This window comes from Mobiluncus holmesii ATCC 35242, from assembly GCF_000185445.1.
GTDB lineage: Bacteria > Actinomycetota > Actinomycetes > Actinomycetales > Actinomycetaceae > Mobiluncus > Mobiluncus curtisii.
In genome coordinates, this window is sequence record NZ_GL622346.1 from 180,140 (window position 1) to 199,703 (window position 19,564).

The 19,564-nt window shown below is 55.3% G+C and carries 16 protein-coding genes; 12 read left to right on the forward strand and 4 right to left on the reverse strand.

Annotated features, from left to right (window positions below):
* Positions 1-108: 108 nt before the first annotated feature.
* Complete coding sequence (gene truA, locus HMPREF0576_RS00845; RefSeq protein WP_004010327.1) at positions 109-1,002, forward strand: tRNA pseudouridine(38-40) synthase TruA; 894 nt, start codon at positions 109-111, stop codon at positions 1,000-1,002.
* Positions 1,003-1,044: 42 nt separating this feature from the next.
* Here the strand turns inward: truA and HMPREF0576_RS00850 are convergent, their stop codons facing one another.
* Both HMPREF0576_RS00850 and HMPREF0576_RS00855 read right to left on the reverse strand, forming a co-directional pair.
* On the reverse strand, positions 1,045-1,668 hold the full coding sequence (locus HMPREF0576_RS00850; RefSeq protein WP_004010328.1) for a GtrA family protein: 624 nt from the start codon (positions 1,666-1,668) through the stop codon (positions 1,045-1,047).
* A gap of 15 nt (positions 1,669-1,683) precedes the next feature.
* Entirely contained in the window at positions 1,684-3,291 is a 1,608-nt protein-coding gene (locus HMPREF0576_RS00855; protein ID WP_004010329.1) for a xylulokinase, read from the reverse strand.
* A 69-nt stretch (positions 3,292-3,360) separates the two neighbouring features.
* On the opposite strand from HMPREF0576_RS00855, the gene HMPREF0576_RS00860 reads away from it, so the two are divergent.
* The 10 genes from HMPREF0576_RS00860 to HMPREF0576_RS00910 all read left to right on the forward strand — a co-directional run bounded on the left by HMPREF0576_RS00860 (position 3,361) and on the right by HMPREF0576_RS00910 (position 15,570).
* On the forward strand, positions 3,361-4,833 hold the full coding sequence (locus tag HMPREF0576_RS00860; protein ID WP_004010330.1) for an aspartate aminotransferase family protein: 1,473 nt from the start codon (positions 3,361-3,363) through the stop codon (positions 4,831-4,833).
* Between the two features lie 42 nt (positions 4,834-4,875).
* On the forward strand, positions 4,876-5,883 hold the full coding sequence (locus HMPREF0576_RS00865; RefSeq protein ID WP_004010331.1) for a class II aldolase/adducin family protein: 1,008 nt from the start codon (positions 4,876-4,878) through the stop codon (positions 5,881-5,883).
* 574 nt (positions 5,884-6,457) lie between these two features.
* Positions 6,458-8,560, forward strand: a complete 2,103-nt coding sequence (locus tag HMPREF0576_RS00870; protein WP_004008303.1) for a pyruvate formate lyase family protein — start codon at positions 6,458-6,460, stop codon at positions 8,558-8,560.
* A 46-nt stretch (positions 8,561-8,606) separates the two neighbouring features.
* Positions 8,607-8,858, forward strand: a complete 252-nt coding sequence (gene grcA2 / locus HMPREF0576_RS09605; RefSeq protein ID WP_004008302.1) for an autonomous glycyl radical cofactor GrcA2 — start codon at positions 8,607-8,609, stop codon at positions 8,856-8,858.
* 10 nt (positions 8,859-8,868) lie between these two features.
* Positions 8,869-9,777, forward strand: a complete 909-nt coding sequence (gene pflA / locus HMPREF0576_RS00880) for a pyruvate formate-lyase-activating protein (RefSeq protein WP_004010332.1) — start codon at positions 8,869-8,871, stop codon at positions 9,775-9,777.
* Positions 9,778-10,175: 398 nt separating this feature from the next.
* Entirely contained in the window at positions 10,176-10,619 is a 444-nt protein-coding gene (gene rplM / locus HMPREF0576_RS00890; protein ID WP_036324458.1) for a 50S ribosomal protein L13, read from the forward strand.
* Positions 10,620-10,648: 29 nt separating this feature from the next.
* Positions 10,649-11,143, forward strand: a complete 495-nt coding sequence (rpsI, locus tag HMPREF0576_RS00895) for a 30S ribosomal protein S9 (protein WP_004008298.1) — start codon at positions 10,649-10,651, stop codon at positions 11,141-11,143.
* 146 nt (positions 11,144-11,289) lie between these two features.
* Complete coding sequence (gene glmM / locus HMPREF0576_RS00900; protein WP_004010333.1) at positions 11,290-12,777, forward strand: phosphoglucosamine mutase; 1,488 nt, start codon at positions 11,290-11,292, stop codon at positions 12,775-12,777.
* Positions 12,778-12,801: 24 nt separating this feature from the next.
* Positions 12,802-14,811, forward strand: a complete 2,010-nt coding sequence (gene glmS / locus HMPREF0576_RS00905; protein WP_004008296.1) for a glutamine--fructose-6-phosphate transaminase (isomerizing) — start codon at positions 12,802-12,804, stop codon at positions 14,809-14,811.
* Positions 14,812-14,826: 15 nt separating this feature from the next.
* Complete coding sequence (locus HMPREF0576_RS00910; protein WP_004008295.1) at positions 14,827-15,570, forward strand: DedA family protein; 744 nt, start codon at positions 14,827-14,829, stop codon at positions 15,568-15,570.
* 31 nt (positions 15,571-15,601) lie between these two features.
* On the opposite strand, the gene coaA is transcribed toward HMPREF0576_RS00910, so the two are convergent.
* Entirely contained in the window at positions 15,602-16,696 is a 1,095-nt protein-coding gene (coaA, locus tag HMPREF0576_RS00915; protein WP_004008294.1) for a type I pantothenate kinase, read from the reverse strand.
* Entirely contained in the window at positions 16,693-17,814 is a 1,122-nt protein-coding gene (locus HMPREF0576_RS00920) for a hypothetical protein (protein ID WP_004010334.1), read from the reverse strand. Before HMPREF0576_RS00920 ends, coaA begins: the two co-directional genes overlap by 4 nt.
* A 180-nt stretch (positions 17,815-17,994) precedes the next feature.
* Between HMPREF0576_RS00920 and HMPREF0576_RS00925 the strand changes: the two genes are divergently transcribed.
* A complete protein-coding gene (locus HMPREF0576_RS00925; RefSeq protein WP_245527286.1) occupies positions 17,995-19,524 on the forward strand; it encodes a bifunctional ADP-dependent NAD(P)H-hydrate dehydratase/NAD(P)H-hydrate epimerase in 1,530 nt (509 codons plus the stop codon).
* The last annotated feature ends 40 nt before the right edge of the window (positions 19,525-19,564 follow it).

Sequence of the window (19,564 nt, forward strand, 5' to 3'; positions counted from 1 at the left end):
CCACTGCACCAGCAGGACGGATATTATTTCCAGCAGCCCGAGTATGGATGCGGTGCGTCCGCAGGACACCGTCACCCGTTCAGTGCAGAGGGGCTCAGGAGGGGAGTAATGCGCATACGCCTGGATATTCGCTATGACGGGACGCCGTTTCACGGGTGGGCCGCCCAACCCGGATTACCTACGGTGCAAGGCGCTTTGGAGTCTGCTTTGACAGTGATTTACCGTCAAACAGTTGAGCTTACGGTGGCGGGACGTACCGATGCTGGGGTTCACGCTAGCGGACAAGTTGCTCATTTCACCGTGCCCGAGGTGGGGGACCGCATCGTTTCCCCCGACACTTTAGCGCCTCGGCTGGGGGCGGTATTACGAGCGGTGCTGAGTGGGAATCTGGCTAGCCCGCTCCCTGATTCACCTGCCGCCTACCCTCCGAACGCCATAGATGCCTTGGTGGTCACCGCAGCCACGGTGGTACCCGAGACCTTCGACGCGAGGTTTTCCGCTCTGGCGCGCCATTATGTGTACCGTATCGTGGATGATTTGGCAGCGCGTAACCCGTTATCCCGTAACTACTGTTGGTGGTATCCCACCCAGTTGGACGCAGCTGCCATGAACACAAGCGCCGCGGTGCTGTTGGGGGAACACGACTTCGCTGCCTTTTGTAAACCCCGCGAGGGCGCCACCACAATTCGAACCCTGCAACAGCTAGAAACCCTGCGCACGGCACCGGGAATGATGGAGATCCGGGTGCGTGCCGATGCCTTTTGCCACTCTATGGTGCGTTCCTTGGTCGGTGCGCTGACTGAAGTGGGGCGCGCTAAACGTGACACAGCCTGGCTGGCAGACGCGCTTGCCGCCAAGGCACGTATCCCAGAGATTCCCGTTGCCCCTGCCTTGGGACTGACACTGACTCAGGTTGACTATCCACAAACCGAGACGGAACTGCTGACTCGCCAACAAACCACGAGAGCCCGGCGAGACTGCGGGTGCCCAGAACGCCGTTGAACAGCCCTTTCCCCAGCGCAGGATATAACGGTTGCTACTGGTTCACTCCGCTGCTGTAGCGCTATGCTGCTGGCTCATTTCAGCCTGCTTGATTGCCAGAGCATTCGTATTTTCTGAACCCCGAAACACCACAAACTTCCACCAGGCGAACTCACCAACAAAGTTCAGCAACAAACTTATGCCCTTCAACAGCCAGTCTGCCCAACCCAAATCAGAGAGAACCTGTCCACCCCAGGACGTTAGGGGGATAAAGAACACATAGAACAAGGCGACCTTGAGCATTGCGATTGGAACGTTATTTGCTGACTTGAACGTGAAGTGGCGGTTTACCGTGAAGTTATAGATTACCGACAGAGCGATAGAAACCGATTGAGACATCCAGAACGGGAACCATCCCGTCAGAGAGTGAATCCACGCCATCAAGGCAAAGCTGGCGACCTCAACGCCGGCGGCGGTGATGGACAGCAAGGTAAACTTGATAGCTTGAATCAGGGCGGCTTTGCCCTTGGAAGCCTGGCCGACAACTACCGCGTCGGGGTTGGGCGAGTCAAGAGCCGGGGCTGAATCGTCAGCACGAGAGGGGTTGGATTCCGAAGGTGTAGCGGGGGAATTACCGGGCTGTTCGGGTTGCGGCTCCGGCGAGGTGGGAGAATCCGTCTGTGTCATGGTGGTAACCCTTCGTTATTGCGGTCGGTTGTGATTGTTGAGCAGATTGAAGGCTTTGCGGTTAGCTCGGTACAAACCTTTGAATACTTCGTATTGCCGGTCATAGACAGCGCGATTTTCCCGGTTAGGCACGTACCGGTGCTGAACTTTCACGAGTCTCTGAGTGGCATGAACCAGGTTGTCGACTTCTTTTGCCCCTACCAGGGCGACCAGGGCAGCACCGACCGACCCCACGTTTTGCGGGTCCTGTACCGTCTCTACCGCTCGCCCCAGCACATCAGCCAGAATTTGGGAAGTGACCGGCGAGAGGGCTCCGCCACCGACGAAACGGACCGTGTCGGAGGTGTGAATTTTTTTACCTTCAGTTTCTAAAAACCAGCGCAGATGGAAACACACGCCTTCGATGACGGAACGCAGCATTTCGGTCTTGCCGGTCTCCAGGGAGATGTTGAAAAACATGGCACGGGCATTCGCGTCCTCAAATGGGCAGCGGTTTCCGTGTAGCCACGGGGCGAAAATCACCCCACCGCTGCCCGCGGGGGACCTCTCGATGACCTCCGAGAGGTACTCGTAAAGGGAGGTGTATTTTGTCTCCATGTCCGCAGCTTGATCCCTATGAGACAGATAGACATTTATCTCATCTTCTGCCAAATGCTTGCGGACCCATTCGAAGCATTTTCCAGCCGTTTCCAATTCGGCGAAATAGTTGTACTTGCCAGGATCGGCACCATCGACGGTGGCAATCATGGAGTTGACATCCACCACGCGCTTAGCGGTGACGGTAGAAACCCATCCCGAGGTTCCCCAGTAAATATGGGTGTCACTGACCGCGCAAGCTCCAGCACCTACCCCAATGAGTGACGCATCCCCACCGCCAGCATAAACCGTAGCAGTTTGTGGCAGTCCGAGCTCTTGTGCAACTTCCGGAAGTAACGTCCCGACCGCGGTCGCAGACGTGACGATAGGCGCCAAATGTCGCGGATTCACCCCGAAAGATTGAGCTAACCGCGATGCCCACGCGGGACGGCTGGCGCGCACGTCTAAGAGTAACGTGGCAAACGCCGAGTCTACGGACATGACGAAACGCCCCGTCAGACGGGCAATGAGGTATTCCTTGACGTCAAGCCACTTGTGGACTTTGGCATAAATCTCCGGTTCGTTGTCACGTACCCACAGGTACTTCCACATTGGGTCCTTGACGGAAGCGGAAACCGCGGAGGTCCGGTACAGGCTGGTCAATAACTTTTTCGCGTTCATTCCCGCAATTTTCACGCCGGTTTCCAGCCCGCGGCGCTTTTGCTCGGCAGCGCGCTGGTCCATGTAGCTCATTGCCGGACGCAGGTGGTGCCCCGATTCATCTACCAGGACCAAAGCCTGCATCTGGGAGCAAAAACTGATAGCTTGCACTGCTGACATTTCTCGCGGATTTTCCCGCGTGAGCTCACGAGTGGTCTCTACGATGGCGTCCCACCACTGGTCCGGGTCTTGCTCCGCGCCTCCATTAGGGAAAATTGTCAGGTCATAGGTGCCCAACCGAGAATTCACCAGATTTAGCTCTGACCCCGCACGATACAGACAAGTCTTTACTCCTGACGTTCCGACATCGTAAGCAAGTATTAACATACTAAATTCTTTCGTTCAAGAGTTGTAAGATTGGGGGCAATGATTTCGGCTCGGTGAGGAGAAAATCAAATGCGGATCAACCAACCCAGCACTCGCGCCATTAACAAGCAACTGGATGACCTTATCAAAAAACCAATTTACTCCATTAGTGCCGGAGCTTTGCGCGATTACGAGCGTGATTACTTTGAAGCCAAGTGCTCAGGTTCGAAATCTATGATTGAAGCCGCCAAGGACCGCATTCCCGGTGGCGTACAGCACAATCTGGCGTTTAACCATCCTTTCCCCCTGGTCATCACGAAAGCTAGTGGACACGAACTGACGGACATCGACGGCAACGTGTACTTCGATTTTCTACAGGCAGGCGGTCCGACCGTGCTGGGCTCTAACCCTCCCGAAGTCCGTGAGGAAGTCATTAAACTTTTGCACGATGGGGGACCGTCTACCGGGCTGTTCCACGAATACGAATACAAGCTGGCAGACCTCATTGCCTCGCGCGTGCCGACAGTAGATATGTTCCGAATGCTGGGTTCGGGCACGGAGGCATGCATGGCAGCAATCCGGGTCGCCCGCCTCGCGACTAAAAAGAAGCACGTCCTCAAGATGGGCGGAGCCTATCATGGCTGGTCTGACCAGCTGGGCTACGGCATCCGGATTCCCGGATCCAAGTTCACCCAAGCCCACGGGGTGCCTTGGACCATGTTCCGTTACGTAGACGAATTCATGCCTGGCGATTTGGGTGACCTGGAACGCAAACTGCGCCTGAAGAAGCTCCACGGCGGTACGGCCGCGGTCATGATTGAACCTATCGGACCGGAGTCGGGAACGTGGCCAATCGATCAGGCTTTCCTGAAAGGGGTGGAACGGCTGTGCCGTCGTTACGGGGCGCTGCTGATTTTTGACGAGGTTGTTACTGCTTTCCGGATTTCTGACCGCGGGGCTTCGGGTCTGTTTGGGATTGACTCTGATTTGACGGTATTTGGCAAGGTCATCGCCGGAGGGTATCCCGGCGCCGGCGGTTTAGGGGGCAAAAAGGAATACATGAAGTACCTCGCGGCGGGAATCCAGACCGGAGACAAGGTTAAGAAAGCATTGATTGGGGGCACGATGGCAGCGACCCCGATTAGCTGCGTGGCGGGATACCACACGATTAAGCGCATCGTTGAGACCAATGCTTGTGAATATGCCGGAGAGATGGGCAACCGCTTGACTGATGGTCTGCAAGCCCTGGTTAAGAAATACAATCTGCCGTTCGTATGCTGGAACGAAGGCAGCGTATGCCACTTAGAGACGGTTGGAACCATGCATTTCTCCATCGATTGGAGCAAACCGTGGACCATCCCGCACGTGTTGAGTGAAACCTCGAAACGTAAGAAAGAAATGGAATACATGGGAGCGGCTTATACTGCTGAAGGGCTGATTACTTTGGCAGGTTCGCGCCTATACACTTCCGCGGCTTATACCCCGGAGCTAATTGACGAGGCGCTAAACCGTTTCGAGCGGGTGTTTCAAAAGGTTGAGATGAAGCCGGTAACTAAGAAATAGCCAGTCGCAGGTCGTCGCAGTGGCGAGGAAAGGACTATAAAAATGACCGGGAATGCTGGGCGAGACGATGAAACCGGAAATGCGATCATAGACACCGCGCGTGTCTTGTTGCGGGAAGGGCTAGTGGCTCGGACTTGGGGAAATTTGTCTCAACGCAGCGGTCATGACCGGTATCTGATTACGCCATCAGGGCGAGATTACGAGACAATGACTCCAGATCACCTGGTAGAGGTGGATTTTGAGGGCAAGTGGTCCGGGGAGTTGAAACCGAGCGGTGAACGCGGACTGCACACGGAAATCTATCGAGAGCTGCCCCAGGTGCAGTTCATCATCCACACCCACCAGCCTTATGCCTCGGCTCTGAGCGTGGGTGGCGAGCCGGTAGAAATCCCAACTGAGCTGGCAGAACGCATCGGTTCAGAGACTTTGCCGATTGCGGATTACGGGTTGCCCTCCACGGGGAAACTGCATAAGTCCGTGTTGACCACGCTACGTGACACCGCTGCCAGGGCTATCTTGATGCAGGGGCATGGGGCGGTGTTGTTCGGTCGGGACGCGGATGAATTGGTGGATTTGGCGCAGGCTGTGGAATCCGCCTGCCAGATTCAGTTTGAGCTCATGACCGGGTGGAGCAGGGCGGACGAGACCGTGCGAGTGCGTCGATTTGAACGTGACGGTATTGGATTGCCGCCTCAGGTTATTCATATTTTTATGCGCCGCGATGACGCCGGGGCAGTGGTCGCCACGGACGATCAGCTGTTCTTGAAGTTCCGCGAGACCGGATTGAAGGCATACCTGGACGATTTCAGTCAGCTGGTGGGCTTGAAAGTCGGCAAAACATTTGGCAAGAACATGATTTACGGGCGCAAGGCGACGTATTTCCTGGGCGCGGACCTTGACGAGGCGGAGGCAGTGTTCTCGGTCGCGCAGAAGAATGCGTTGGCAGCTTTGGTGGCAGAGACAACGGGCGCAAAGCCCATCCGCATGATGGATGGGACGATTATGCGCGGGGTTTATAAGCTGAAGTACTCCAAGCTCAAGGATAAGTAACGCTTGCCCTGCAACAGACCCCGCCGGTCAGCACCAGCTGATTCAGCGGGGTCTTTTTCTTTCAAAAGTCCCCTCTGGTCGCGTAACCAGGCGGGGATTGTAGCCGAGGGAACCTATTGAAACCACTCCAACATTCATGCCAACAATTTATTTACCCGCTCGCATTGATATGAGGCACCACGGAGCGTTTGTCCCCACACTTGAGCCTACACAGTACGCTTCACTCCCGCTTTTTTCCCAAAAAACATAGCGAACCGAAGATAATTACGTTCCGACCGGCGCCCAGCACCATTTCCAAAAAGTGTCAAAAGTGGCGAGAAAGCCATGAATTCTATCAGTAACCCCTTTCTTTAATGCTGTTAGTAAGGGCTAAAGAGCAGTGTCCTTAGTGGGCTTTTTGTCACCTGACCTGCAAAGTCTTACCTTACGATTCGGAGGGAGGTATGGGGGCAGAGCAGTTGAAAAGCTCCATTACCACAAGATACAATATACGTCGTTTACCTGGGACGAATTGTCTGACAGGTTGTAAAAACCAAGAATCAGTAAAGTAAAGGCAAAAGGAGTGCTGTTGTCGATGTCGCAAATACCTACTGCAACTGAGAATAAAGCAGAGAAACCGCCAGCCTGGGAAGGATTTGTTCCCGGCAACTGGTGCGAGGAAATCGACGTTCGCGATTTTATCCAGAAAAATTACACCCCCTATGAAGGAGATGACTCCTTCTTGGCTGAGCCCACGGAAAAAATTAAACGTCTGTGGAACCACCTGGATCAAAACTACTTGTCAGTGGAACGTAAACAGCGTGTTTACGATGTTGACTTAGATACTCCCGCCGATGTCGACGCCTTTGGTCCGGGCTACATCAGTGACGACGATGACGTAATCGTCGGCTTACAGACCGATGTTCCGCTGAAACGAGCCATGATGCCAAACGGTGGCTGGCGCATGGTGGAAACTGCCATCAAAGAAGCCGGTAAAGAAGCGAATCCTGAAATCAAGCGTATTTTTACCCACTATCGAAAGACCCACAATGACGCGGTTTTCGATATTTACACCCCCAGGATTCGGGCGGCGCGTTCCAGCCACATTATCACCGGACTCCCCGATGCGTACGGACGCGGACGCATCATCGGAGACTATCGCCGGGTTGCCTTGTACGGTGTGGATAAACTCATCGAAGAAAAACTCAAAGCCAAAGACAGAGTAGTCAATGAACCCTTCTCTGAACACTGGGCACGTTACCGTGAAGAACACGCTGAACAAATCAAAGCCCTTGACAAGCTTAAGACCATGGCACAGTCATATGGATTCGACATTTCCGGTCCGGCTAAAACCGCCAAAGAAGCCGTCCAATGGACTTATTTCGGCTATCTCGCCTCCGTCAAATCACAAGACGGGGCAGCTATGTCTATCGGACGCCTCTCCGGGTTTTTTGACATCTATTTTGAACGAGATTTCAAAAAAGGCATCCTCACCGAACCAGAAGCCCAGGAAATCATCGATGCCCTGGTAATGAAACTACGCATTGTACGTTTCCTGCGCACCAAAGCCTATGACGAAATTTTCTCCGGCGATCCCTACTGGGCAACTTGGTCAGATGCCGGTTTCGGGGAGGACGGTCGTACCCTGGTCACCAAGACCTCCTTCCGGTTGCTTCAAACCCTGGTCAACCTGGGACCAGCGCCGGAACCGAACATCACGGTCTTCTGGAACGAAAACCTGCCGGAAGGGTACAAGAAATTCTGCGCTAAAATTTCCATCGAAACTTCCTCTATTCAATACGAGGCAGACAAGCAAATTCGTGACCACTGGGGAGACGATGCTGCCATCGCGTGCTGTGTATCTCCCATGCGTATTGGCAAACAGATGCAATTTTTCGGAGCGCGCGTGAATGCGGCCAAGGCATTGCTTTATGCCATTAACGGAGGTCGCGACGAAATGACCGGTAAGCTAGTGGCTCCCGGATATGAAAGTATCTCGGGCGATGAAGCGCTTGACTTTGACGATGTCTGGGTCAAATACGAGGCAATGCTTGATTGGGTAATCGAAACCTATGTAGAAGCATTGAACATTATCCACTACTGCCACGACCGTTACGCTTATGAGGCTATCGAAATGGCTTTGCATGATTCTGACATTGTGCGCACCATGGGTTGTGGGATTGCGGGACTGTCCATCGTTGCCGACTCACTCGCAGCCATTAAGTATGCTAAAGTTTATCCGGTTCGGGATGAGACTGGTCTAATCGTTGATTACCGCACCGAAGGGGACTTCCCAACTTATGGCAACGATGATGACCGTGCTGACGATATTGCCGCTACTGTGGTTCACACCATTATGAGCAAGATTAAAGCCATTCCCATGTACCGCGGAGCGATTGCCACTCAATCGGTATTAACCATCACTTCCAATGTGGTTTACGGCAAGTTCACCGGTTCATTCCCCTCAGGTCACATGAAGGGGACTCCATTTGCCCCTGGCGCTAACCCGGAAAATGGTGTCGACACTCACGGAATGCTGGCATCCATGCTTTCTGTGGGCAAACTGGACTACGACGACGCCCTGGACGGTATCTCGCTGACCAACACGATTGTTCCCTCTTCATTGGGACGTAACCTTGACGAACAAGTCACCAGCCTGGTCGGCATTATGGATGCCGGATTTGTCCGCAAAGGCTAATCTTTAACTCTAAAACTGATAACTAATAACTGAAGGGAAAAGAATTATGGCAGTTAAAACTTTCGATGAGCGACTCAAAGACATGAAAGCAAATCGTTGCGCCAGCGGAGGTGTGAAAGGTCTGTACCACGCGAATATTAACGTGCTAAACCGGGACACCTTGGAAGACGCCATGGAACACCCGGAAAAATACCCCCAATTGACCGTGCGAGTTTCCGGGTATGCCGTGAATTTCGTGCGTTTGACGCATGAACAGCAGCTAGACATTATTTCTCGTACGTTCCACAACAAGAAATAGTCTGGCAGCAGTGAACCTCACTTTAGAACGGGTTCGGGTCGATACCATCTTTGGAACCGAAGGTTCCACCGGGGAGTATCGACCCGAACCCTCTGAAATCGAAGTTCCACGGGTTCGTGGTAAGGGGCTGGACGGTATTGCTACCGCCCCGGAGATGGATCGGAGCACACATTTAAAGCTGGTTAACGCCGGAGAACTAGGCTCGGTGCATTCTTGGGAATTGGTAACCGCAGTGGACGGTCCGGGCACTAGGCTGACAATTTTTCTGGCCGGCTGTCCTCTGCGCTGTGTGTACTGCCACAATCCTGATACTTGGCAAATGCGCGAAGGCACTCCGATTTTAGCCAAAGACCTGTTGGACAAGATTGTTCGATACAAGGCGGTTTATAAAGCTACTGGCGGCGGGGTCACCTTTTCCGGAGGGGAACCAATGATGCAGCCACGATTTCTAAAAAAACTGCTGCGCGATACCAAAGCCGAGGGCATTCACACCAATATTGATACTTCTGGATCTTTAGGATTCAGCTTTAGCGACCAAGAACTTGAACTGTTGGATTTAGTGATGCTGGACGTAAAATCCGGCAATCCCGACACCTATCAAAAAGTCACCGGCAGACCTCTGCAACCCACTATTGACTTTGGGAATCGTTTGGCTCAAGCGGGGATTCCCGCCTGGATTCGTTTCGTAGCGGTTCCGGGCTGGACCGATGACGCGGACAACGTGAAACGCGTGGCTGATATTGTGGCTAGCTGGAGTAACGTGGAACGGCTGGAAGTGCTGCCGTTCCACCAAATGGGTCGGGACAAGTGGGAAGAACTGAATCTAGACTACAAACTAGAGACGGTCCAACCTCCCGACGAAAAATCCATCGAACAGATACGGTCGATTTTTCGTGCCCGGGGAATAACCGTCTATTAGAGTGTCCACCGCTAGATTGGAAAATCGGGATTCTAATCCCAGCTGAGGTAGGGGAGCATTGCCCGCTCCCATGACGTTTATCCCCGGTTTTTTGAACCCAAACTTGAGCCTAAGCAGGCTAGAAGCTAGGCAGACTGGGCAGTTGATGAACTGAATTGACGCTTTACTATGTCGTTCGGCGAGTGGGCGTGTCATACGAACGATTTATTTTCGCGCTCAAAATACGTGAATTACGCCGTGATTTTGACCCAGGCGCGCGGAATCGTTAAGATTAAACGGTTGTATGCCCTTGAGTTGGTGACTATTCCCACTCATACCGCTGTCATCCCAGGGCACACGCAAACTTTCATCATCACAAAAGTGATGAGACCGACGATTAAGAATTGAAGGCTAAAGAAGTGCGTACTTATTCACCCAAGGCTGGTGACGTTGACGCGAAGTGGCATGTAGTTGATGCCGACGGCATCGTACTGGGACGTCTGGCTTCCCAGGTGGCTACCTTGCTGCGCGGCAAGCATAAGCCGACCTTCGCTCCCAACTTTGATAACGGAGACTATGTCATCGTTATCAACGCGGAAAAGGTCGTGTTGACCGGCAACAAATGGACTGAAAAGACTGCCTACCACCACTCGGGTTTTCCCGGTGGCTTGAAGGCAACCTCTTACCAGGAACTGCGGGACAAGCAACCCGAAAAAATTATCGAAAAGGCAGTTAAGGGAATGATGCCCCGTAACCGTCTCTCGAAACAGCAATTGACGAAGCTGAAGGTTTACGCCGGACCGGAACATCCGCACGCCGGCCAGAACCCGGAAGTTTTTGAACTCACGCAAATCGCGCAATAAACGCGGTTCGCAAAACCTCAAGGAGTATCGTGGCGAAGACCACTGCAGAAATCGAAGAGCTGGAGGAAGTCCCCAGCGAATACACCACCGAGACTCCGACGGCTCAGGATGAACCGGGTCGTGGGAATTCTCGCATCGACAAGGGCACGGGGTTAGGGCGTCGCAAAGAAGCCGTAGCCCGTGTGCGTTTGGTTCCGGGTAACGGCAATTGGACTATCAACGGTCGCAGCCTGGAAGATTACTTCCCGAACAAGTTGCACCAGCAATTGGTGATGGCACCTTTCGTGCTGTTGGACTTGCAGGGTCGTTTCGACGTCAAGGCTCGTATTGATGGCGGCGGCATTTCCGGTCAAGCTGGTGCGCTGCGCCTCGGCGTGTCCCGCGCTCTGAACGAAATCGATCGTGACGCCAACCGTCCCGCGCTTAAGAAAGCCGGTTTCCTGACCCGCGACGCTCGCGCCGTGGAGCGCAAGAAGGCTGGTCTTAAGAAGGCTCGCAAGGCACCACAGTACTCGAAGCGCTAAAAACAATCGAGACTTATGCTGGTGGGGTTCTCCGGTGAGGACCCCACCAGTTTTTTGCCCGCGGCATTTCCTAACTTCCCACAAAAGGTTGATAATCCGCTAATTTTAGGACTTTGAGTTATTTCCTATTTGCTAACCGTGGAATAATGGTGAGGTTAGAACACGAGAAAGGCAAAACTATGTCGCAAAGACTTTTCGGTACTGACGGGGTTCGCGGGCTGGCCAATGAAGACATCACCGCGGAACTGGCTCTGAACTTAGGGGTAGCAGCGGCTCGCCTGGTGGTAGAAGAAAAGATTATGGCCACCGGTCAGATGCCCATCGTGAAAGACTTGTTGAAAGAGCAACGTGAGTCGGCTATGGCGGAATCCCGCACGGGGATTAAACGACCCCGCCTGATTCCGGAAGAACCTGCCAAGCCACGCGCGATTATCGGTCGCGATACGCGAGTCTCGGGACAATTCTTGGATCATGCCCTGGCGGCGGGACTGTCCAGCGCCGGGATGGATGTCACTCGGGTCGGCGTCATCCCCACTCCGGGCGTGGCATATCTCACGGAATCGCAGGACATTGAACTTGGTGTGGTCATCAGCGCGTCGCACAACCCGATGCAAGACAACGGTATCAAGTTCTTTGCCCGTGGCGGCTATAAACTCCCTGACGAGATGGAGGACCGAGTCCAAGCCATGCTGGGACAGAATTGGGAACGACCCCTCGGATCCGGGGTCGGCGATGTGGTAGCTAACGGCAAAGCTGCTGACGATGCCTACGTCAATCACCTGGTCGATACGGTTCCGGTATCTTTGCATGGGTTGAAAATCGTGGTGGATTGCGCCAACGGGGCAGCTTCGGAGATCGGTCCGCGGGCGCTGCGAGAAGCCGGTGCGGACGTCATCGTGATTAACGCCTCTCCTGACGGGCGCAACATCAACCTGAATTGCGGTTCAACTCATCCCAAGCAGCTGCAATCCATGGTGGTAGCCGCTGGGGCGGACTTCGGGGTGGCGTTCGATGGGGACGCTGACCGTTGCCTAGCAGTGGATGGTGTCGGCAACCTGGTTGATGGTGATCAAATCATGGGGATGTTGGCTTTGGATTTGCACCGGTCAGGAATGCTGACTCATGACACTCTGGTGCTGACCGTGATGAGTAATCTCGGGCTGCGTTTAGCGATGCAACAGGTGGGAATTAAGACCCCCACTACCGCGGTAGGGGATCGTTACGTGCTGGAAGAAATGCGCGCTCACGGCTATATTTTGGGTGGCGAACAGTCCGGTCATGTGATCAATGCCCGCTACGCTACGACCGGTGATGGTATTCTCACCGCTCTGCAAATCGCAGCAACGGTGGCTACTCACCAAGCTCCGCTGACCGAGCTTGTGTCGCCCATCCAAAAGCTGCCCCAAACCCTGATTAATGTTCCCGGAGTGGACAAGACTCGTGTGAATGACCCACGGTTGGCTGAGGACATCGCACAGTCAGAAGCCCGCCTCGGGGATACCGGTCGGGTTCTGTTGCGTTCATCCGGTACAGAGCCCCTGGTGCGGGTGATGGTAGAAGCCGCGACTCAGGAACAGGCTGACGCAGAGGCCCAAACACTCGCCAACCGGGTGCAGGAACTATTAGCGCTGTAATTTGCGCCGCGAAAGCGAGGAAATGTGTGTGGAATTGTCGGTGCCGTCGGAAGTGAGAGCACCAAGGTAGCTGAGGAAACGGTCCTGGAAGGGCTGTCTCGTCTGGAATATCGTGGCTATGATTCAGCCGGAATCGCGGTGGTCGACGCAACCAGCGCGAGCCCCGAAATTACGGTCGAAAAGGAAGTCGGAAAACTCTCTGAACTGCGTAAGACTTTAGAGAAGCGTCCCTTGCCCAACGCGACCACCGCAATCGGGCATACCCGCTGGGCGACCCACGGGGGCGTCACTCGTGAAAACGCCCACCCCCACCTGTCTTATGACGGAAAATTGGCGTTGATACACAACGGCATTATCGAAAATGCGGAACCTTACCGCGCTCATCTGGAGACCCTGGGCATCAAATGCGTCAGCGAAACCGACACCGAGGTGGTCGCTCACCTGCTGGAACGTGCCTACCTGGCCGAACCGGGCGGGAACGCCGAAAATGCTGGGGAACAGCCGATTGCTCCCGGTACTATCCCGCTGTGTAATCTCGACCCCAACCTGGGTTGTGCGGCAGCAGCAACTCGGTTAGCGCGGGCAATGCTAAAGGTCACCAGGGATTTGGAAGGTTCGTTTACCCTGTTGGTAGAACATGCGGATGCGCCGGGGGTCATTGTGGCAGCACGTCGGTCCTCTCCGCTGGTGCTCGGGTTGTCACAAGGGATGAACTTCCTCGGTTCTGATGTGTTGGCTTTCGCTGCCCGTACGAAACAAGCCTTGGAAATTGGTCAGGATGAAGTCGTGGTCGTGGCTCCCGCCGGAGTACTGGTCATGGACCAGCAGGGGAGTGAGATTCTGCACACCCAAGGTCTGGACGTTATCGCTCAGGATCCCGCCCAGCGCAAACGGGCTTATGAAGTCGATTTCGCGACCGACCGAGTCACCAAAGAAGGCTTCGATACCTTTATGGAAAAGGAAATCCGGGAACAGCCACGGGCGGTGGGTGACACCGTCGCGGGACGCCTGGATGCTGCCGAGGCACTGACCTTGGATGAGCTGCGGATTGAATCCGAAGTGTTTCGTTCCATCACCTCGGTGATTATTGTGGCGTGCGGCACCGCCTCCTATGCCGGTCAGGTGGCGCGCTACGCTATCGAGCACTGGTGTCGGATTCCGTGCGAGGTGGAGCTGGCACACGAGTTTCGCTATCGGGACCCGGTGGTGAGCCGGCGCACCCTGGTGGTGGCGATTTCTCAGTCCGGGGAAACCATGGACACGATTATGGCAATTCGTCATGCCCGCGAACAGGGGGCACGAGTCTTGGCAATTGTGAACACGCCTGGCTCTACGATTTCTCGCGAAGCCGATGCGGTATTGCTGACTCATGCCGGACCCGAAATCGCAGTGGCCTCTACCAAGGCGTTTACCGCCCAGATTGCGGCATGTTACCTGTTAGGTCTGTACCTGGCTCAGGTACGCGGCAACAAGTATGCTGATGAAATCGAAGATTACCTGGAAAAGCTCGGTCAGATGCCGGCACGGATGCAGACCGTTTTGGATCGTTACGCCAGCTCGCTGGACTTGGGCGCGAACCTTGACGACATTAAGTCAGTCATCTTCCTGGGGCGTCACGTCGGATTCCCCGTGGCGCTGGAAGGGGCACTCAAACTGAAAGAGATTGCCTATCTGCACGCTGAAGGTTTCGCGGCAGGGGAACTGAAGCACGGTCCTATTGCCCTGGTAGAGTCTGGGCAGCCGGTCGTCATTATTGTTCCTACCCCGCGGCGACCCGAGTTACATCGTAAAGTTGTGTCCAATATCGAAGAAGTCCGAGCACGCGGGGCCGTGACCTTGGTTGTGGCAGAGGACGGGGACGATTCCGTCAACGAGTTTGCGGACGTAGTGTGGCGGGTGCCACCCACGCCCACGTTGATGCGTCCCCTGGTCGATGTGATTCCGTTGCAGCTGTTAGCTTTGCGGATGGCGGCGCATCTGGGATATGACGTGGATCAGCCGCGTAACCTGGCTAAATCAGTCACGGTGGAATAGGGGCGCGCGGGTAACATGCTGACCCCAGCGCTTCCGAACGTGACTCTCATCCCGGTCCTGCTGCTCACCGCGGGCGGGAACGGTGGTTGGATGCCGATTTCGCAAACTATCACGGAATGGATTCACAGCTTTGCCGGTTCCCCACTGGCTTTGTTGTTTCTATCGGGTCTGTGCTTTACGGACGCTTTCTTCCCGCCGGTGCCCGCCGAATCAATCGTCATCGGATTAACTTCGTGGTATTTCGCTGCCCCCGGCAATGTGGTTCCCCTGCCCGGCATATTTTTCTGTGCCGTCATCGGAGCGACCTTGGGTGATTCTTTCGCTTTCTTCCTGGGCACTCGCATCCACGTGCAGCGCATCAAATCGTGGCGAGAGGGGAAGGGCGAACGGGCTTTCGCGCGAACCACGAAACTTTTGCACAAGCGCGGTACGTCCTTCATATTTGCGGCACGTTTCGTCCCCGGTGGGCGAGTAGCGGTCAACATGTGTGCCGGGGCGACTGGTTTTCCCTACAGTCGATTCTTGCGCACCGACCTGGCTGCCGTAATCTGCTGGGTGGCGTACGGAATGTGCATAGGTTTTACGTCCGGGAGCATCCTGGGGCCGGTCAATCCGTTGTTAGCGACGGTGGTGGGGATGACCGGAGGAGTAATCCTCAGTCTGCTGCTGGATCGTTTAGTCGACTGGCTGCAACGACGGTTTCAGTGGGGGCATCTGGACTCGACACCAGAATCGGGTGATAGCACTCCGGCTGAATGAATGGATTGACGGGGTCGGTTGAGGGCAGGTCCTAAATCTTGCGCAGGTGCAGACGGTGTACGCGGTGGTCGGTATCTTTCTCCAGGATGAGGGTGGCACGAGAACGGGTCGGAGCCACGTTTTCCTGCAGATTTTTCAGGTTGACTTCCCGCCAAATCTGGCGAGCATGAGAGTCTGCCTGCGCGTCGGTCCAGGTGGCAATCTCTCGGAAGAAAGAGTCGGGTTGTTTGAAAGCAGTGGCGCGCAACTGGTGGAAACGCGACAGATACCACTGTTCAATATCTGCGGGGCGTGCGTGCAGATAGATAGAAAAATCAAAGAAATCCGATACTGTTAGGGAATTATTACCCCCGTCGGCAATCAGAGGCGGGGCCAACACATTCAACCCCTCCAGGATGAGGACATCCGGGGCGCAAACCAGCTGGGACTTACCCGGCACAATATCGTAAGTGACGTGCGAATATACCGGGGCTGCCACTTCTGGTGCCCCGGATTTCACTGCTGCCAGAAAACGCAACAGACCACGCCGGTCATAAGATTCAGGAAAGCCTTTGCGGTTCATAATCCCGCGTGCTACCAGCTCCGCATTGGGGTACAAAAAACCGTCCGTAGTGACCAAATCGACCCGTGGAGTGCCCGGCCAGCGGCTCATCAACTCGCGCAACAGCCGTGCCAGAGAGGACTTTCCCACCGCCACCGAACCTGCCACTCCAATCACAAAGGGAGTGTGCTGGACCGCGGATTCACCTAAAAAATCAGCGCGTCGGGAACGAATCTTGATAGTTCCGGCGGCATAAATCTGTAGCAGGGCGGTCAAAGGGCGATAAATCGCGTCAACCTCAGCCAAATCGATAGGGTCGCCCAAAGCGCGCAAACGCTCCACATCAGCCTGCGCCAAGGGTAGAGGGGTCTGATCCGAGAGAGCCGACCACTGTTCCCTTGTGAACATAACAAAAGGTGAGGCGGTTTCCTCCAGCCCCGAGGGTGCCTGATGTGGACGAGCTGCCATAATCTCGCGCATCGCCGAACCGTATTGATAATCGCGCAGCCTTTCTTGAGTGCCGCGCGGATCCGTCAGGAAATCCTCCATCAACTCGGTGGTGGGAGCGCCGAAATTATCCCTCATGACTTTTTGACCACCGACCCCAAGCACAGGCTGCCGTCCTTGTCACGGAAGAAATAGGCGGAAGGTTCTTCCAACTGCGAGTGTGCTGCGCGGATATACATGGGGTAGGTGTTTTTCACCGTGTAAAGGTGGATGGACTCGGAACGTAGCTCCTGCAAAGTCTTAAACGTGTCATCGTCGAGGAGTCCCCGTTCGGTGTAATGCAGTTTTTGGGCAGCCTCCGGGGTGTATTTCGTGATACCCGGTGGAGGGCTCCACTTTTCGCACAAGGTCGGATAGTTTTCCTCCGCGTCCGCACCGTTGAACGGGTAGCTAGAACGCGCCATAATCCTCGCTATCAGGTAAGACACGTCCTCGGGAGTGACCGAATCCATCTTGCCGTCATAAATCGCCGTCGGGCAGGAATATCGATCCGCTAACTCGCTCCAGCTGGCGCGCACCTCCACGTTAGAGTCGCTCCAAGACACCCCGTCATCGGTAGCTTTCGGAGTCTGCGACAAGGCGTGCAACAGGACCTTTTGAGCGGGCGGAGTCGTGTAGCGGTCGGTAAACACTTCCGGGGTAATCAGCCAACAGCTGCGCTGCATAGCGCCAAAATTTCCGGTCTGTAAGTCCTTAAAGAAAGCCTGCATTCCGGTGAACTGGACCGGGTCGCCCGACTCAATGGATTCTTTCTTCAAGCTGGTTTCCGCAGAACGAGTGGGAGTCGGCATCCGCCGTGCAGTCTGGCTGGGGCTGGGGCGCGTCGAAACCTCGGAAACATTGCTGAAAGATTCAGGGTACGTGAGGTCTTGCAGACCTTCGAGGTTGAGTGACGCCGGGGGTGGCTCGGGAGTATCTTCGGGAGCCGACTTCGCGGGAGTCATCTTAAGAGTGGAGTTGGTGCGGAAGTTAGAGCCGGTGACTTCCACCAAAAGCGGGGACGATAGTTTTGTGGTGGACCGAGAGTGATTCGATTCAGAGGGGGTCTGATTCGGCATGGCGGCGATTTGTGGTGCAACTATGAATAGCGTCACCAACACCAGTAAAATGCCTGCTGCAGCCAGCAGGAACAACCCTGCCACCAGGCGTTTTGGAGTGGAAAGAAGCCACAGTTGCAGGCTGTCCTTTTTTGACATGGCTACCTTTCGTGAACACAGTGACCCCGCTGCATAGTCATCGGGATTTCCTAGCTTTAAGATTACCCAGTTTTCCTGTCGGTTGAAAACCGCAAGCGCCTCTAAGTTTCTGACTCGGTGCCGATTTTCGTCTAGGCTGAAATCGTGATTTGGGGATATGCGCCGGATTTGATTGCACAAATGGAAAAACCTCTGGTTGCGCAAGCTGACTGTGAGCAGGGCGCGGATGCGCTGATGCGGCGAGCTGCCTACGCGCTGGCCCACCATACGCACCGGACCCTGTCTGGAGACTACGCGGACGTCACCGTAACGCCGGCTCCGCGAGGACGGAGACGTGTCCTGGTTTTGGTCGGGGCAGGCAATAACGGCGGCGATGGCTTGTATGGAGCAGCATATCTGCGACGGCGCGGGTATCCGGTGGTGGTCTTGCCGACCTCGAACCATATTCACGAACGTGGTGCGGCCGCGGCTCGGCAAGCTGGGGTAGAGTTTTGGCCCCGTGTGTTACCCGAGACGGTTGCGGCGACTCTAGACCTGGTACAGGCATGGAAACCCGTTGCCATTATCGACGCGATTATCGGTATCGGAGCTCTGCCACCGCTGCGCGAGCCGGCGTTATCCCTGGTCCGGGGCATAAGGGAGTGGCGCAGCCGATTGCCGGACGGGGCAGGACCTCTGGTGGTGGCGTGCGATCATCCCTCCGGTCTGGATCTGTACCAGGGCGCTGAGTCGGGGGCAGAACCGGGATTGCTGCCAGCCGACCTGACCGTGACGATGGGGGCGGCAAAAACCGGGATGCTGGTCGGTCCCGGTGCGCTTACGGTAGGTAGCCTGCAAATTCAAGGTATTGGGCTGCCCGAGCCGGTGATGCAGCCCAGCGTTGGTTTGGTAGAACGCGCTGACGTTCGCGATTTGTGGCCTTGTCCGGATTTTGCTGATCACAAGTATTCCCGCGGAGTTTTGGGTGTAATGGCAGGGTCATCGCGCTATCCTGGAGCGGGTGTCTTGGTCACCAGTGCCGCCTTGAATGCGGGGGAGTCTTTCTTGCGTTACCTGGGCGAACCTGCGGTGCAACCAGTGGTGTTACAGGCATGTCCAGAAGTCGTACTGGGAGAAGGTCGGTGCCAAGCCCGCATTATTGGTCCCGGTTTGGTGGCAGGTTCACCGCAGCATCGCGAACAAATGCTTGACGCTTGGCGCCGTCGTAATCCCGGAGAATTGGTGATTCTCGATGCCGGCGCGCTGGGACTTATCGGAACAGAAATCCAACCGGATGCGAACTGCCTGTTGACCCCCCACGCTGGGGAAGCGGCTGCCCTGGCTGCCCAGCTTGGTCGGGAAACTACCCGAGAGACTATCGAGAGCAATCCTTATGCCTGGGCATCGCACCTCGCCGCGGACACGCACGCCACCGTCCTTTTGAAAGGACCCACCACCACTATCGCCAATCCGGGGGGAACGGTCTATTCCTTGACTCACGGCACCCGAGATTTGGCGACGGCTGGTTCAGGGGATGTCCTGGCAGGAATTTTGGGTTATGTTTTCGCCGCGGCAACTGCCCGTGCCGAAGCTCGCGGAGAAAGTTTGGATGTGGGAAAAATGGCGGCAGTGGGAGCCTGGCTACATGCCGAAGCGGGTCGTTTAGCTGCCCCCACCCCTCGCGCTACCGCAATCGTGAAGGCAATTCCCCAGGCTTTAGCGGGGCTATAAACTATCTCGGTGTAGCTAAACGTGACAAACTAAGAAGTGC